Genomic DNA, 15,393 nt, shown 5'->3' with positions numbered 1-15,393 from the left:
TGTTTCCGAAGCGACGAGGTTCTGGCAACGATTTCACAGCGCGCCTTGCGACCGCCGACGCGGCGCACTTCATGGCAGTTTGTTGACAACGCTGTCAAGCGTCGCTCCAATCCGGGCCACATGCAGTAGTCCGTGATTGAACGAAGCAGGATCGCCATTACCGAATTCCCTGGGGAGGGAGCTTCCATGAAGACGTACAAGGCAGTACCTCGCAAGACGATGCTCACTTCCGCGCTGCTGGCTGCGCTGGCCGCCCCGGCATGGGCACAGGACGCACCCGGCACCAACGAACCAGTCGATCCGACCACGCTCGATGCGGTGCAGGTCACCGGTATCCGCGGCAGCCTGACCTCATCGATGAACCTCAAGCGCGACAGCCAGGGCGTGGTTGACGGCATCGTCGCCGAGGACATCGGCAAGTTCCCGGACACCAACCTGGCCGAATCATTGCAGCGCATCAGCGGCGTTTCCATCGACCGCACTTCCAGCGGCGAAGGGTCCAAGGTGACCGTGCGCGGCATTGGTCCGGACTACAACCTGGTGCTGCTGAACGGGCGGCAGATGCCGGCGTCGAATCTGGGCAACGGCGGCGGTGGCCTGTCCGGCTCGCGCTCGTTCGACTTCGCCAACCTCGCTTCCGAGTCGATCTCTGCGGTGGAGGTATACAAGACCAGCCGCGCCGACAATCCTGCCGGTGGCATCGGTGCCACCATCAACATCAAGACACTGCGGCCGCTGGAGTCCGAACCAGTGATCAGCCTTGGTCTGAAGGCGGTCAACGATTCGTCCAACGACAACCTGCCGCGGACCCTGCGCGGCTCCAACGTCACCGGTGAGCTCTCGGGCATCTTCAGCCAGCGCTACGCCGACGATCGCTTCGGCGTGACGTTCAGCGCCAGCCACCAGGAACGTGATTCCGGCTTCAACCAGGCCACCGTGGCCGAGGGCTGGGCCACGTTCAAGGGCGACGAGAGCGCGGACTGGCGGGCACTGCCGCTGCCGGGCCAGGGGTATTCCGACCGCATCACCAACCGCCCCGGCCCCGACGACGTCTACGCACGTCCGCAGAACACCGCCTACAACGTCAATGGCGTGCAGCGGCAGCGCACCAACGCGCAGGCGACGTTCCAGTGGAAGCCGGCCGATAATGTCACCACCACGCTGGACTACACCTATGTCGAGAACAAGGTGCAGCAGCAGCGCAGCGAGCTGTCGGTCTGGTTCAACTATGGTCCGGGCGACAGCATCTGGACCAACGGCCCGGTGTCCGCGCCGATCATCTACAGCGAGGACATGACCAATTCGGACGTGTCGATGGGCGGCGCCAAACTGGCCACCAAGACCGACATGCACTCGCTGGGCTTCAACGTCGACTGGGAAGTGAACGACGCGCTGGACCTGTCCTTCGATGTGCACAACGCCGAGTCGGAATCGCGGCCGGACAGTCCCTATGGCTCGGCGGGCGTGCTCGGCGTGGCCGCCTTCGTGCGTGGCACCACCACCGTCGACTACAGCGGCGACCTGCCGATCATCAACATCGCACTGCCGCCGGGCGGCGTGCAGGCCTCCGACGCACTGGTCACCGGCTCGGTGTTCCAGAACAGCTACAACAAGTCCAAGGTGCAGCAGTACCAGGGCCGCGGCACGTTCCGCTTCGCCGACTATTCGGCGCTGGACTTCGGCGTGGGCCACACCCAGGTGGAGAACCGCTCTGCCTCGGCCATCATGCAGCGCAACAGCTGGGGCGGTCTGGGCTCTCCGGCCGACTACGCCGATGACATCTGGTACGCCGACAACATGGGCAAGTACTTCAAGGCATTCTCCGGCCACAACGATCCGCGCCTGACCGGCCAGTTCCTGGTGTTCGACTTCGACCGCCTGATCGATCGCGCGGCCCAGGTCGGCACCGATTCCGATCCGGCCTGCCCGAGCTGCTACTACGCACCGACGGAGTACTCCGAGGACATCCGCACCACCGAGAAGTCGAAGAGTGCCTACCTGCAGTACCGCACCACGTTGGATTGGTCGATGCCACTGCACGTGGCCGTCGGCGCGCGCTACGAGCAGACCGAGGTGGAGTCGAATGCGCTGGTGCGCGTACCGACCGGCATCAGCTGGAGTTCGGCCAACGAGTTCAACATCGACTACGCCGCCGATCGCGGCTTCGTCGGTGGCAAGGGCAAGTACGACTACGTGCTGCCGAACGTTGATCTGAAACTGGACCTGGCCGAGACGCTGGCGCTGCGCGGCAGCTACAGCCGCACCCTGGGCCGGCCGAGCTGGACGCAGATCCAGAGCGGTCAGTCGCTGGCCGACATCGTGCGCACCCAGGGCGGCACCGGCACCCGCGGCAATCCGGGTCTGGAGCCGCTGATCTCGGACAACTTCGATCTGTCGCTGGAGTGGTACTACGGCGAGGCCAGCTATGCCTCCGTGGGCTTCTTCCGCAAGAACATCAAGAACTTCATCAGCGACACCATCGTGCGCGAGAACGCCGGCACCCTGCATACGCCGGTCGGTGGCGCGTACTGGAACGAGGCACTGGCATCGGGCTGCGGCACCACCGACATGCCCTGCATCCGCGACTACATCTTCACCAACCATGCCGGGGATCCTGGCGTGACCTATACCGGGCGCAATTCGGCCGGGCAGATGACCGGCACCATCGTCGGCCAGCCCAACGACCCGGTGGCCGGTTTCGACATCACGGTACCGGCCAACCAGCACTCGGATCACCTCGACGGCTGGGAAGTGGCGGTGCAGCACCTGTTCGGCCAGTCCGGCTTCGGCGTGGCCGCGAACTACACCAAGGTGAAGTCGGGGCTGACGTTCAACAACCTCAGCCTGGGCGACCAGTACCCGATGATCGGCCTGAGCGATTCGGCCAACGTGGTCGCGTTCTACGACAAGAACGCCTGGCAGATCCGCGCGGCCTACAACTGGCGCGACAAGTTCCTAAACGGCATCGGTGGCCAGGGCCCGAACCCGAACTACACTGCCGCGTACGGTCAGCTCGATCTCAACATCAGCTACGCGGTCAGCGAACAGCTGACGCTGAGCCTGGAAGCAATCAACCTGACCGACGAGACCATGCGCACCTATTCGCGGCACACCAACATGCTGCGTTATGCCACCCAGACCGGTCCGCGCTACATGTTCGGCGTCCGCTACAAGTTCTGACCGGCGGCGGAGGGCTCGTGGAGCCGGGTTCATGCCCGGCCCACGCCGCACGGGTGCATGATGCGCGGACCCAAGGCCGCCGGGCACGGGCCCGGCCCTCCATCACGACCAGGATGTCCACGCATGCTGCCCCACCCCCGACCCATCGATGACGTGCGGGACCTGGACCCGGATGAGCTGCCGGCCCGGCTGCACACCTGGACCACGCCGAAGGTGATCCGCGGGCTGGTCGCGCACTGGCCCCTGGTCGCGGCCGCGCGCCGCTCGCCTGCGGAGGCGGTTGCGCACCTGGCCGCGTTCGACCACGGGCAGATGCCGGTGACCGCGACCACGGCAGCACCCGACGCCGGCGGCCGGCTGTTCTACAACGCGGACATGAGCGGCTTCAACTTCCGCCGCGAGCAGGTACCGTTGAAAGTGGTGCTGGCCACGCTGCTGAAGTACGCCACCGATCCGGCGCCGCCGTCGATCTACGTGGCATCGACGACGCTGGACAGCTTTCTGCCCGGCTTCACCCGGGCCAATCCGCTGCAGCTGGGCGTGGACGAACCTCTCAGCAGCATCTGGATCGGCAACCGCTCGCGCATTGCCGCCCATCAGGACGTACCGGACAACCTGGCATGCGTGGCGGCCGGGCGCCGCCGGGTGACGCTGTTCCCACCGGACCAGATCGACAACCTGTACATCGGCCCGCTCGACTTCACTCCCGCTGGGCAGGCGATCAGCCTGGTCGATTTCCACGCACCTGACCTTGATCGCTTTCCGCGCTTCCCGCAGGCGCTGCAGCAGGCGCTGGTGGCCGAACTTGAACCGGGCGATGCGGTCTTCATCCCTTCACTGTGGTGGCACCACATGGAAGGTCTGGAAAGATTCAATGTGCTGGTCAACACCTGGTGGCGGCCGGTGCCGGCCTGGATGGACTCGCCGATGAATGCCCTGATGCTGTCGATCCTGGCCCTGCGCGGATTGCCCGCGGCACAGCGCGCGCAGTGGCGCGCGATGTTCGACCACTATGTGTTCGCCGACAGCGAGGCGGCGACCGCACACATACCGATGCAGGCGCAGGGTGTGCTGGGAACGCTCGACGCGGCAGCGGCCGCGCACGTGCGCCAGACCCTGCTGCGCCGCCTGCAGCGCTGAGGCCGCCGGTCGCGCCGGGCTTCACCCGCGCCGACGCCGTTTCTGGCGATAATGCTGCCTGCATTCCGCCTGCGCCTGCCCGCATTGCGGTCCCCCCCGCCCCATCCTGCTCCGCATGCGCCTGATTTCGCCCCGCCTCAACCTGGGCAAGCTGATCCTGGCCCTCGCCCTGCTCAGCGCCATCATCGCCCTGGCCAATACACTGCTGGCCAGCTACCGCGTGCAACGCGACCAGCTGGTCGGCAACACGCTGGAGGCCAACCGCGTCTATGCCAGCAAGCTGGCCGAGACGACCCAGAACTTCCTGCTGTCCGCCCAGCAGCAGTTGGCCTACAGCGCGACCCGGCTGGGCGAGGCGGACATGGATCCGCGCCAGGCGCAGGGCGAAGCCAGCCGCCTGCAGCTGCAGTCGAGCAGCTTCAACTCCTCGCTGGTCGTGGATGCCGATGGCCTGGTGATCGCCACCTCGCCCCAGACGCTGCAGCTCCAGGGCGAGATCCTGCACAGCGCGGGCAACAATGCGGCACTGGCCTCCCGTCAGCCGATGATCAGCGATCCCTACCAGTCGGCCACCGGCAAGCTGCTGGTCTCACTGTCGCATCCGATTTTCGACGGCCAGGGCCGCTACCGCGGCTATATCAGCGGCACCCTGTACCTGCGCCAGCGCAGCGCGCTGCATACGCTGCTGGGTACGCATTACTATCGCGACGGCTCGTATCTGTATGTGGTCGACCGCCATGGCCGCCTGCTGTACCACGTCGAAGGCGAGCGGGTGGGCGACTATGTGGTCGGCAATCCGGCGGTGACGGCGGTGATCCACGGTGAGCGGGGAGCGCAGCAGGTACGCAACAACCGCGGTGTATCGATGCTGGCCGGCTATGCCCCGGTCGCTGTCACCGGCTGGGGCATCGTCGCCCAGCGGCCCACCGAAGCCACCCTGCAGCCACTGTCGCGGCTGATGTCGGCGGTGATCTGGAACGCGATCCCGCTGGGTGTGTTGTCACTGGTGATCACCTGGTGGTTCGCCCGGCGCATTTCGCTGCCGCTGTGGCAGCTGGCGCGCAACGTGCAGGCCGGCGAGGACACCGGCAACGCGATCAGCCATGTCAACGGCATCCGCGCCTGGTACTTCGAGGTTGCCCAGCTCAAGCATGCGGTGCTGCACAGTTTCAACGCACTGCAGGACCGGATCGGCACGCTCAACCGCGCCAGCCGCACCGATCCGATGACCGGTCTGTTGAATCGTCGCGGGCTGCAGCATGCGCTGGATGCGCTGCAGGCGCAGGGCATTCCCTTCGCGATCCTGGCGCTGGACATCGATCGCTTCAAATCGATCAACGACGGCCATGGGCATGACGTCGGTGATGCCGTCATCGTCCATATCGCCGAGCAGATGCGCCGCCACTCGCGCGAGAGCGATCTGTTGTGCCGCGCTGGCGGCGAGGAGTTCCTGCTGCTGTTGCCGGGTATCGGTACCGAGCCTGCGCGCCAGGCCGCCGAGCGCCTGCGCCAGCACATCGCCGATCACCCCTTCGCACCGGTCGGCACGATCACGGTGTCGCTGGGCGTGGCCCATTTCCCCAGCTTCCATGCCGATGCCGAGCAGGCCCTGCGCCTGGCCGACAAGGCCCTGTACCTGGCCAAGGAACAGGGGCGCAACCGGGTAATCGTCTACCCCCACGCAGACTGAAGCGCAGGCGCGCGGGGCTACGCCAGCCGGTGGCTGGCGGCATAGGGCGGCGTGTCCGGATAGTCGCCACTGGCGAAGCGGGCCTGCAGGGCCTGCCACCAGCCGGGATCGAACAGGTGCCGATAGTGCTCACGCACGGCCGCCAGTTCGCCGGCCGGCAATCCCATGAAGGGGCCGAAGCGTTCGGGGAACACATCGCGCGGGCCAACGTGGAACCAGGGCTCGTCGGCCATCGCCTCTTCCGGCGAGCTCGGCTGCGGCCAGGCACGGAACACACAGTCGCTGACGAGGCACAGTTCGTCGTAATCGTAGAAGACCGCGCGGCCGTGACGTGAAACACCGAAATTCTTCGGCAGCATGTCACCGGGGAAAATGTTGTTGCGCGCCATGTCGGTGATCGCCTGCGCGTAGTCGAGCACCGCAGCGCGCACCGGCTCTGCGCCCTGCTCGCGCAGGTACAGGTTCAACGGGCGGAAACGGCGCTGCACGTAGCACAGCGCCACTTCCACTTCGTCGCCATCGACGCGGATGCTCTGCGCGCACTGGCCCAGCAGTTCGTCAAGCAGCGCCGGCGCAAAGCGGTCGCGCGGGAAGCGCAGGTGCCGATAGGGTTGCGCGTCCAGCAGGCGGCCGACACGGTCCAGGTTGAACACCAGCGCGTACTTCTCTTCCACCTGCTGCCGTGACATCGCCTTCGGCCAGGCGAAACGATCGCGGATGAGTTTGAACACCAGCGGATAGCTGGGCAGGGTGAACACGGCCATGACCATGCCGGGGGTGCCTTCGGCGTGGACCAGGCGCTCGTGTGGATGTTCATTGAAATGGCGGAAGAAGGTGCGGTAGCGCTCGGTCTTGCCCTGCTTGGCACGGCCCAGCACGGTGTAGATTTCGTCGATCGGCTTGCCCGGCAGCAGGCTGCGCAGGAACACCACGGCGTCGCCGACGGTGGCCAGGTCGGCCTGGAAATAGCTGCGCGACACGCCGAACAGGTGGGCGACATCGCGGCGACGGGTCAGCACTGCATCGGCACGCAGGCCCTGTTCGTCGTTGACCAGCGCGATCACGCAGGGCGAGAAGCGATGCTCGCCGAAGACGCGCCCTACCAGATAGGCGCGACGCTCGCGGTAGAACACGGTATCCAGCAGTTCGATGCTGCGTACCGGCGTATCGCCCCAGTGCGCAAGATCATCCTGCACGCGCACGGCGATGGCGGCGGCACAGCGCAGCTGGTGCGCATAGGGAACATCGAAGCGATAGTCAGCCAGCACCCGCTGCAGCGCCTCCACCGGGCGCGTCGGTGAGACCGCATAGGTGTGGCGGGCGACCGGATGGGTGATCGCATCGGACGGCTCGACATCGAAGGCGATGAACTCCACCGCCGGGTCCACGCCGCGAGTGGCGAACAACCGCCGCGACAGCGTGTTGTAGAACGTCTTGTACAGCTCGGCGTCGATCAGCCCCTGCAGCAGGGCGCTGTAGGCGCCGTGCACCTGCAACCACAGCGAGCGCTCGCCGATCGCCTCGCCGGCAAGCCGGCGCAGTGCATCCATCTGCTCGGCGATGCACAGGTCGTACAGGGCGATGCGCTCGACGGCGTCCTGGCGGGCACCGTTCCAGTCGCGCTGCTCGAAGCGCTGCCGCGCGCGGGCGGTGATCGCCGCGAAGCGGGCATGGTACTGCTCGAATCCATCGCGGATGGCGCCTGCGATGCGCGGCGCCAGTTCGGCAGCGATGTCAGGCGTGGACATGCAGGGCTCACCGGAGAAGATGGCTCAACCATACGCCGGCGTGGGGTGGAATGGGTAGAGCCGGGCCATGCCCGGCTCCAACAGGCATCGGCTCAGATGGCCAGCTCGGCCTCCACTTCCTGCACCTTGCGCCGGGCCAATGCCAGATTGGATTTGCTACGGTCCAGCACGATGTAGAAGAACAGGCCCTTCTTCCTGGCCACCGGGCGCATGATGTGGTACGCCCTGCCCAGCGAGATCAGGATGTCCTCGATGCTGTCGTTGAGGTTGAGCGACGCTGCGGTTTTCATCTTCGCGCGGATCACTTCGGTGTTGCCGGCTGCCGCCACTTCCATGTCCATCCCCGCACCGGCTTCGCCCAGCAGCATGCCGCTTTCATAGTCGACCAGCGCCACGGCCTGCGCGCCATCGATACCCATCAGTGCATTCAACGATTCAGTCAATCCAGACACGTTGCACCCCTTGTCGGTGTAGGTTCGAGCCCCTCGTTCCCCTGCGGCCGGGCTCACGGTCCGCCGAGTTCGGCCAGGATCGCCTGGCCACATTCCCTGCTCTGCCACAGCACCTGGCCGATCACGCTGCGCTGGTCGCAGGCTGCCATCAGCAGCAGCGGCACACGCCCTTCACCGTGAATGGCCAGCATCAGCACCTTGCCGCCCGCGGCTTCCAGCATCAGCGTCTGCAGGTCTCCCAGGACCAGCTCGCGCCCTACTGCTGCCGCCAACGCCAGCATTGCGCTGGTCATCGCGGCCAGGCGTTCACCACGCCCTTCGGCGCCGGCGCTGACCAGCGCGAAGCCATCGACACTGGCCAGCACCACGGTGCGCACCCCTTCCACCCGGTGCTGCAGGTCCTGCAGCAACGGCTGCAGGCGTTCGCGCTGGCGTGCATCGGGCAGCAGTGCGGCCTGTCCGTCAGCCATGCGCGGTCACCAGCGCGTACGCTTCGATCTCGCTCATCAGCACATCCATCAGCAACAGCCCCTGTTCGCGGTCGCGCGCATCCAGCGGCAGCAGCGGCAGCGGTTGGCCGTCGATCTGCGCATGTGCTGCCCACTGTTCCATCGCGGCCGCCGGTGCCTGGTCCAGATGGGTCACCGCCACCACCAGTGCCAGCGCCGGTCCGAACGGCCGCAGCACCTGCAGGTAGCCGTCCAGTTCGGCAGCCACGCCGGCACGTCGGCCATCGAGCAGCAGCACCGCGCCGCGCGCGCCCTGCAGCAGGATCGGCCACAGGAAATCAAAACGTTGCTGACCCGGTGTACCGTACAGGCGGAGGCGCTCGCCATTGGGCAGATCGATGTCGGCGTAATCGAGCGCCACCGTGGTCGATGCCTTGTAGGCGCCAAGCCGATCGCTGTTGGCGACGTCGGTGTCCACTACCGTGCCGGCGGCGATGCTGCGCACCAGCGTCGACTTGCCGCTGCCCATGCCACCCAGCACGACCACCTTGTGCTCACGCATTGCGTTCGCTCCCGCGCAGGTGGCGCCACAGCCGGGCCAGCAGCCCATTGTCGTTGCCCGTGCCGCGCATGACCGTCACCGTCGCCGCAGGCGCCGGTTGCAGCTGCGCATAGCCACACAGATAAGCGGCGTGCACGAAATCGCGTACTGCAGCCTGCGGAAGGTCGAGCAGCACGGCACACTCGTCCACCGTACAGGCGCGCTTGAGCAGCAGCGAGCACAGGCGGAAGCCATCGTGATCGTGGCCCAGTACGCGGAAGTCAGGCCAGCGCAGCAGTTTCACCGAGGCGACGCGCAGGCGCTCGTCCAGGGCCTGCCAATGCGGGCTGCGCTGCGCCCACTGCCACAGCAACGGGCGCAATGGCTGCCGGGTGCGATCTGCCGCCTGGGCCTGCAGCTGCGCTGCTGTCAGCGCATCGAGCCAGAGCTGTTCGAACCCCCGCGCAAGGCGTTCGACCAATGCCACGACGGGCTCGTGCAGTGCGATGGCCTGGTCCTGCTCCAGGTCCAGCAGCAGCAGGGGCGCAGCGGCATCCCCCAGCAGCGCGTATCCCTGCCGCAGTGGCAAGCGCTCGCGCAGCAGGCGGGTGATCGCGTGTGCACCATCGGCCAGGCGGATCGGCGCGGGCACGTGTGGAATTACGGGTTCCGGTGGGCGCTGCATGCCACGCAGTGCGCGGCCGATGGCGCCGTCATCGAGCACACGCTGCTGGCCATCGCCGTCGCGCAGCTGGCCACCGGGATCTTCGATCCAGCACTGCAGGCGGGGCCGCTGCTGGCGCATGCGCAGGGCCGCGTTGCGCAATGCGGGCGTATCGCGGATGACCAGCAGATCACAGTCGTCCAGATCCTGGCTGCGGCGGATCTGGCCGTCAGGCAGGGCCGAAGCGATGCGCAGGCGCCTGAGCAGGGCCTGCTCTCCCTGGATATCGGTTCCCACTACCAGCACGCGTGCCATCCGTGTTCCCCGTGCGACCGCCTCCCCGGCGATCTCGCGTCGCCAAGGCTAGGTCATCGCCCGCGGCATCCGTCGTGATCGACCGCTCAGATTGACAGTGCCCGCGCCTACGCACGCATCGGTTCTGCGACGGCCATCGCGGGCAAGTTTCATGCCGTATTGACGGCATTCCGACAGCTGACGGAAGTCACGTTTTCATCGCTTGGGGTCAGATCCCTTTTGCATGGCAAAAGGGGATCTGACCCCGGAGCCAAAAAGAAACCCGCGCCGAAGCGCGGGTTCCGGGGTCACGACCGAACGGCGATGGATCGATCAACCGCGCAGCTGCTCCAGCGCGGCGTTGAAGGTCGCGCTCGGGCGCATCGCCTTGCTGGCCTTTTCCACGTCCGGGCGGTAGTAGCCGCCGATGTCCACGGCCTTGCCCTGCACTGCGATCAGCTCTTCGACGATCTTCTGCTCGTTGTCGGTCAGGGCCTTGGCCAGCGGGGCGAAGCGTGCCTTCAGTGCGGCGTCCTCGTCCTGCGCGGCCAGGGCCTGCGCCCAGTACAGCGCGATGTAGAAGTGGCTGCCACGGTTGTCGATGCCACCGAGCTTGCGCGAAGGCGACTTGTCGTTGTCCAGGAACTGGCCGTTGGCTTCGTCCAGCGCCTTGGCCAGCACACGGGCTGCTGCATTGTCGTAGCGGTTGCCCAGATGCTCCAGCGACGCTGCCAGCGCCAGGAACTCACCGAGCGAATCCCAACGCAGGTAATCCTCTTCGACGAACTGCTGTACATGCTTGGGGGCCGAGCCGCCGGCACCGGTCTCGAACAGGCCACCACCGGCCATCAACGGCACGATCGACAGCATCTTGGCGCTGGTGCCCAGCTCCATGATCGGGAACAGGTCGGTCAGGTAGTCACGCAGCACGTTGCCGGTCACCGAGATGGTGTCTTCGCCCTTGCGGATGCGGGCCAGCGAGAACGCGGTGGCTTCCACCGGCGGCAGGATGCGGATGTCCAGGCCGGCGGTGTCGTGGTTCTTCAGGTACTGCTCGACCTTGGCAATGACCTGCGCGTCATGGGCGCGGGCAGCGTCCAGCCAGAACACGGCGGGGGTGCTGCTGAGGCGCGCGCGCTCGACCGCCAGCTTGACCCAGTCCTGGATCGGGGCGTCCTTGGTCTGGCACATGCGCCAGATGTCACCGGCCTCCACCGCGTGCTCGAACACCACGCTGCCCGCGTCATCGGTGACCTTGACCACGCCGTCGGCGGCGATCTGGAAGGTCTTGTCGTGCGAGCCGTACTCTTCGGCCTTCTGCGCCATCAGGCCGACGTTCGGCACCGAGCCCATGGTGGCCGGGTCGAAGGCGCCGTGCGCCTTGCAGTCGTCGATGACGGCCTGGTAGACGCCGGCATAGCAGCGGTCCGGGATGACCGCCTTGGTGTCCTGCAGCTTGCCTTCGGCATTCCACATCTTGCCGGAGTCGCGGATCATCGCCGGCATCGAGGCGTCGACGATCACGTCGCTCGGCACGTGCAGGTTGGTGATGCCCTTGTCCGAGTTGACCATCGCCAGGCCCGGGCGCTGCGCGTACTCGGCCTTCAGGTCGGCTTCGATGGCGGCGCGGGTGGCCTCCGGCAGCGACGGCAGGCGCGCGACCAGGTCTCCGATGCCGTTGTTGGCATCGAAACCGGCCTGCCGGATGGCGTCGGCGTGCTTGGCCAGCACGTCCTTGTAGAACTCTTCCACGACCACGCCGAACATGATCGGGTCGGAGACCTTCATCATGGTCGCCTTCAGGTGCAGCGAGAACAGCACGCCCTGGCTCTTGGCATCGGCGATCTGCGCGTCGATGAAGGCAGCCAGCGCCTTGCGGCTCATCACGGCGGCATCAACGATCTCACCGGCCTTGACCGCGGTCTTTTCCTTCAGCACGACGGTGCTGCCGTCATTGCCATGGAAGGTGATCTTCAGGGTGCCGGCGTTGGCGAGGGTTGCCGACTTTTCGCTGCCATAGAAGTCGCCCGCGTCCATGTGCGAGACGTGCGACTTCGAATCGGCGGACCAGGCGCCCATGCGATGCGGATGCTTGCGGGCATAGTTCTTCACCGACAGCGGCGCGCGACGGTCGGAGTTGCCTTCGCGCAGCACCGGATTCACCGCGCTGCCCTTGACCTTGTCGTAGCGCGCCTTGTAGTCGCGCTGCTGGTCGTCGGCCGGCGTTTCCGGGTAGTCCGGCAACGGATAGCCCTGGTCCTGCAGCTCCTTGATGGCCGCCTTCAGCTGCGGCACCGAGGCGGAGATGTTGGGCAGCTTGATGATGTTGGCGTCCGGCGTGGTCGCCAGCTGGCCCAGCTCGGCCAGGTCGTCACTGACCTTCTGCTCCTCACCCAGCAGTTCCGGGAACTGCGAAAGAATGCGCCCGGACAGCGAGATGTCGCGGGTTTCCACCACGATGCCAGCGGTGGCGGTGTAGGCATCGACGATCGGCAGCAGCGACTGGGTGGCCAGGAACGGGGCTTCGTCGGTCAGCGTGTAGAGAATCTTGGACATGGGGGACTTGGACTCTGTAGCAGTGCTCAGGGAAAGCCCGGCGGCAGCGCCGGACCACGTGCAACCGTGTCTCGCGCGGGGCCTGGCCCCACGCTTTCCCCCGTCGCCGTCAGGGTGGGCGCGCGGCAGGGGAAACCCCTGCATTGTCGCGTTTTCAGCCGCGCGGGGCAAAGCCGCGCCATACGCGCCGGTACTGCAACGCAGTGATTCACCCGGCTGGGGGTGTCACGCAAAAAAAAGACGCAGCCTCGCGGCTGCGTCCATCGTGAGCCCTGCCGGGAGAGAGTCGGCAGGACTTACTTGACCTCGAACTCCTGCGGCGTTCCGGCCGCCTTACCATCAACCATGACTTCGGCGCGGTACTTGCCGGCCGGCCAGCCATTGGCATTCTTGAAGGTGATGTTGGTGGTCTCGGCACCGCTGGTGTTCAGCGTGGCATTCTGCTCGCCGGCGACCTGACCGTCCTGGAAGGTCAGCTTGGCGCCGACGTTGACGTTGTTGGCAGCACCGTCTGTGCGGACCGACACGATCACATCGTCCTTCGGCGCGAACAGTGCTGCCGGAGCGACGGACTTGTCCGCTGCCGCCGTCTTGCCGACGGAGACGGAGGAGACGGCTACTGCCGCCTCAGACATCGGCGGCGGCGCGCCGGTCATCGGTGCCGGGGCCGTTTCGGCCGGGGCGGTGGCAGCGGGCGCTGCATTGCTGTCGGTCGACTCTTCCTTCTTCTTGCAACCCACCAGGGCGACGCTGCCCAACAGGGCGGTCAGCAGGGCGGTCTGGAGCGGCGTGGTCTTGATCATTCGGTGTTCCTCCCAGGATTGTCGGATGGCGTGCGGGCGCGGCCGGCTTACTTCGGTGGCAGTTTCAGGGTCTGGCCAGGGAAAATCTTGTCCGGGTCATCGAGCACGTCCCGGTTGGCTTCGAAGATCTTCTTCCAGGCATTGGCGTCGCCAAGATGCGCCTTGGCGATCTTCGACAGCGAGTCCCCCTTCTGCACGGTGTAGGTGCCGCCGCTGACCACCTCGGCGGTGCTGTCCACCGAGCCGCTGACGCCGGAGAAGTCCGCCTTCGGTGCCTGCTGGGCGGTACTGTCGACGCTGGCGCTGACGCCGGAGAAATCAGCTTTCTTCTCGGTACTCATCCACAACTCCCGTCTGCATGACTACGTGGTTCGCACGGTGCCATGGCGGTTGTTAAATGGGGATGGTGCAGATGTGAAGCCGCCCCCCCGGGGGGCTGAACAATCGGGAGATGGACACCCCCTGCCCGCTGCTCCACCGGTAGCGCCGGGCCATGGCCCGCGGCGGGGGCGGGGGCCGCGGCGCGCGCCCGGGGGGGCCCCGCGCGCACCCCCCCCGCCTGCGGGGGATCGGTGGGGCCGCTGCGCTCGCCGGGCGTGGCCCCGCGCAACCGTAACCGCCAGCGGCGGTTACTGGCGCAGCTCGCGGTAGGTCGCGGCCGGGGCCGCGATGCCGGGGCTGGCGCGCCATGGATTGATGTCGAGGCCGCCGCGACGCGTGTAGCGCGCTTCCACTTCCAGCCACTGCGGCCGGCAGCGCGCGGAGACCTCGCTGAAGATCCGCTCCACGCACTGCTCGTGGAATTCCGCGTGCTCGCGGTAGCTCACCAGATAGCGCAGCAGGCCGGCCCGGTCGATCTTCGGCCCCCGATAGCGCAGGCTGACCGTGGCCCAGTCCGGCTGGCCGGTAACCGGGCAGTTGGATTTCAGCAGCGCGGAGACCAACGTCTCCTCCACCGGCTGCGCAGCGTCGGCCGAGAGGAAGTCCGCCTGCGGGGGGCCGTAGCAGTCGATCTCCAGGTCCAGGCCGTCGATGGATTCGCCCAGCGGTACCGGGCGCAGTTCGGGCAGGCCGAACGCCACCTGCACGGGTGCGCCGGCACAGGCTGACAGATCGTCGACAAGACGCGCATGCAGTGCCTCGGCACTGTCGATGCGGGTGCTGTTGAGGGAATTCAGGTACAGCTTGAACGACTTCGATTCGATCAGGCACGGCGAGGTGCAGGGCACCTGCACGGTGGCAACGGCCACCTGCGGCTTGCCACGCGGGTCGAGCCAGCTCAGCTCGAACGCATGCCAGCGATCATGGCCGACGAACGGCAGCGCGGTGTCATCGAGGCCGATCTCGGCGCGGGCGGCGCGGCGGGGGATGGGAAACAGCAGGCCGGGATCGTACTGCGACGGGTAACTGACCTCGCGACCGAGGCTGGAATCCTGGGGGGTGTTCATGGTGCGCATTGTATCGCGACGCGGCTGGGCCTCCGGCCGGGCCGGCCAACGGCGGAGCCCCTCCGTGGTGGTTTTGTCGGTTGGTCGTGGAAGGCGGTCTATCGGCTTGGCCGGGTGGGTAGACGGGTCGGGGGACGCCGTAAACCCGTCCTTGGGGGCTTGGCCGCGGCATCCATGCCGCGGACACCCCCGCCCCGCCTACCCACCCGGCCCCTGACAGTTCCCTGCACGCAGCCACCACCACGGGAAAGATCAGAAAAATCAAAATCAAAAGCCAATCCTTCAGACATTCCCGATGTCTGCCTGTGTCGACCAAGGTCGACACCTACCAACAGCCGCGTGAACCTGTCGGGGCCGGGGCGGTGTGGGCCTGCAGGACCGTTGGCGCCATGGATGGCGCCATCGAGCCCCCATGGACGGGTTTACGG

The 15,393-nt window shown here is 66.6% G+C and carries 12 protein-coding genes; 3 read left to right on the top strand and 9 right to left on the bottom strand.

Annotated elements, in window-relative coordinates; translation table 11 throughout:
- Positions 1 to 186: 186 nt before the first annotated feature.
- From ACVOJ1_RS11505 to ACVOJ1_RS11495, 3 genes are all read left to right on the top strand, one after another.
- Entirely contained in the window at positions 187 to 3,180 is a 2,994-nt protein-coding gene (locus ACVOJ1_RS11505) for a TonB-dependent receptor (protein WP_111186563.1), read from the top strand.
- Between the two features lie 123 nt (positions 3,181 to 3,303).
- On the top strand, positions 3,304 to 4,320 hold the full coding sequence (locus ACVOJ1_RS11500) for a cupin-like domain-containing protein (protein WP_346480450.1): 1,017 nt from the start codon (positions 3,304 to 3,306) through the stop codon (positions 4,318 to 4,320).
- A gap of 115 nt (positions 4,321 to 4,435) precedes the next feature.
- Positions 4,436 to 6,010, top strand: a complete 1,575-nt coding sequence (locus ACVOJ1_RS11495; protein ID WP_053515759.1) for a sensor domain-containing diguanylate cyclase — start codon at positions 4,436 to 4,438, stop codon at positions 6,008 to 6,010.
- A 17-nt stretch (positions 6,011 to 6,027) separates the two neighbouring features.
- Here ACVOJ1_RS11495 and aceK read toward each other — a convergent pair whose 3' ends face one another.
- The 9 genes from aceK to queF all read right to left on the bottom strand — a co-directional run bounded on the left by aceK (position 6,028) and on the right by queF (position 14,965).
- Positions 6,028 to 7,758, bottom strand: a complete 1,731-nt coding sequence (gene aceK / locus ACVOJ1_RS11490) for a bifunctional isocitrate dehydrogenase kinase/phosphatase (protein ID WP_346480449.1) — start codon at positions 7,756 to 7,758, stop codon at positions 6,028 to 6,030.
- A 92-nt stretch (positions 7,759 to 7,850) separates the two neighbouring features.
- Positions 7,851 to 8,210, bottom strand: a complete 360-nt coding sequence (locus ACVOJ1_RS11485) for a hypothetical protein (RefSeq protein WP_111186564.1) — start codon at positions 8,208 to 8,210, stop codon at positions 7,851 to 7,853.
- A gap of 53 nt (positions 8,211 to 8,263) precedes the next feature.
- Complete coding sequence (locus ACVOJ1_RS11480; protein ID WP_053515632.1) at positions 8,264 to 8,680, bottom strand: roadblock/LC7 domain-containing protein; 417 nt, start codon at positions 8,678 to 8,680, stop codon at positions 8,264 to 8,266.
- Positions 8,673 to 9,221, bottom strand: a complete 549-nt coding sequence (locus ACVOJ1_RS11475; RefSeq protein ID WP_346480448.1) for a GTP-binding protein — start codon at positions 9,219 to 9,221, stop codon at positions 8,673 to 8,675. The genes ACVOJ1_RS11480 and ACVOJ1_RS11475 overlap by 8 nt, the downstream gene beginning before the upstream one ends.
- Positions 9,214 to 10,179 (bottom strand): hypothetical protein, encoded by a 966-nt coding sequence (locus ACVOJ1_RS11470; protein WP_197601421.1) that lies wholly within the window; start codon positions 10,177 to 10,179, stop codon positions 9,214 to 9,216. Before ACVOJ1_RS11470 ends, ACVOJ1_RS11475 begins: the two co-directional genes overlap by 8 nt.
- 312 nt (positions 10,180 to 10,491) lie before the next feature.
- On the bottom strand, positions 10,492 to 12,714 hold the full coding sequence (locus ACVOJ1_RS11465) for an NADP-dependent isocitrate dehydrogenase (RefSeq protein ID WP_065174392.1): 2,223 nt from the start codon (positions 12,712 to 12,714) through the stop codon (positions 10,492 to 10,494).
- Positions 12,715 to 13,010: 296 nt separating this feature from the next.
- Positions 13,011 to 13,517, bottom strand: a complete 507-nt coding sequence (locus tag ACVOJ1_RS11460) for a hypothetical protein (RefSeq protein ID WP_053515624.1) — start codon at positions 13,515 to 13,517, stop codon at positions 13,011 to 13,013.
- Between the two features lie 47 nt (positions 13,518 to 13,564).
- Positions 13,565 to 13,858: a LysM peptidoglycan-binding domain-containing protein gene (locus tag ACVOJ1_RS11455; RefSeq protein WP_053515622.1), complete on the bottom strand. Its 294-nt coding sequence runs from the start codon at positions 13,856 to 13,858 to the stop codon at positions 13,565 to 13,567.
- Positions 13,859 to 14,146: 288 nt separating this feature from the next.
- Positions 14,147 to 14,965: an NADPH-dependent 7-cyano-7-deazaguanine reductase QueF gene (gene queF / locus ACVOJ1_RS11450; protein WP_065181541.1), complete on the bottom strand. Its 819-nt coding sequence runs from the start codon at positions 14,963 to 14,965 to the stop codon at positions 14,147 to 14,149.
- Positions 14,966 to 15,393 lie beyond the last annotated feature (428 nt).

This window comes from Stenotrophomonas sp. STEN225, from assembly GCF_056756445.1.
This window is presented reverse-complemented; position numbering and strand designations above follow the sequence as displayed.

What these genes read in the sequence shown, in the direction of transcription:
- ACVOJ1_RS11505 (WP_111186563.1), top strand. Translation starts at nt 187, where the DNA reads ATGAAGACGTACAAGGCAGTACCTCGCAAGACGATGCTCACTTCCGCG.
- ACVOJ1_RS11500 (WP_346480450.1), top strand. Translation starts at nt 3,304, where the DNA reads ATGCTGCCCCACCCCCGACCCATCGATGACGTGCGGGACCTGGACCCG.
- ACVOJ1_RS11495 (WP_053515759.1), top strand. Translation starts at nt 4,436, where the DNA reads ATGCGCCTGATTTCGCCCCGCCTCAACCTGGGCAAGCTGATCCTGGCC.
- aceK (WP_346480449.1), bottom strand. Translation starts at nt 7,758, where the DNA reads ATGTCCACGCCTGACATCGCTGCCGAACTGGCGCCGCGCATCGCAGGC.
- ACVOJ1_RS11480 (WP_053515632.1), bottom strand. Translation starts at nt 8,680, where the DNA reads ATGGCTGACGGACAGGCCGCACTGCTGCCCGATGCACGCCAGCGCGAA.
- ACVOJ1_RS11475 (WP_346480448.1), bottom strand. Translation starts at nt 9,221, where the DNA reads ATGCGTGAGCACAAGGTGGTCGTGCTGGGTGGCATGGGCAGCGGCAAG.
- ACVOJ1_RS11470 (WP_197601421.1), bottom strand. Translation starts at nt 10,179, where the DNA reads ATGGCACGCGTGCTGGTAGTGGGAACCGATATCCAGGGAGAGCAGGCC.
- ACVOJ1_RS11465 (WP_065174392.1), bottom strand. Translation starts at nt 12,714, where the DNA reads ATGTCCAAGATTCTCTACACGCTGACCGACGAAGCCCCGTTCCTGGCC.
- ACVOJ1_RS11460 (WP_053515624.1), bottom strand. Translation starts at nt 13,517, where the DNA reads ATGATCAAGACCACGCCGCTCCAGACCGCCCTGCTGACCGCCCTGTTG.
- ACVOJ1_RS11455 (WP_053515622.1), bottom strand. Translation starts at nt 13,858, where the DNA reads ATGAGTACCGAGAAGAAAGCTGATTTCTCCGGCGTCAGCGCCAGCGTC.
- queF (WP_065181541.1), bottom strand. Translation starts at nt 14,965, where the DNA reads ATGAACACCCCCCAGGATTCCAGCCTCGGTCGCGAGGTCAGTTACCCG.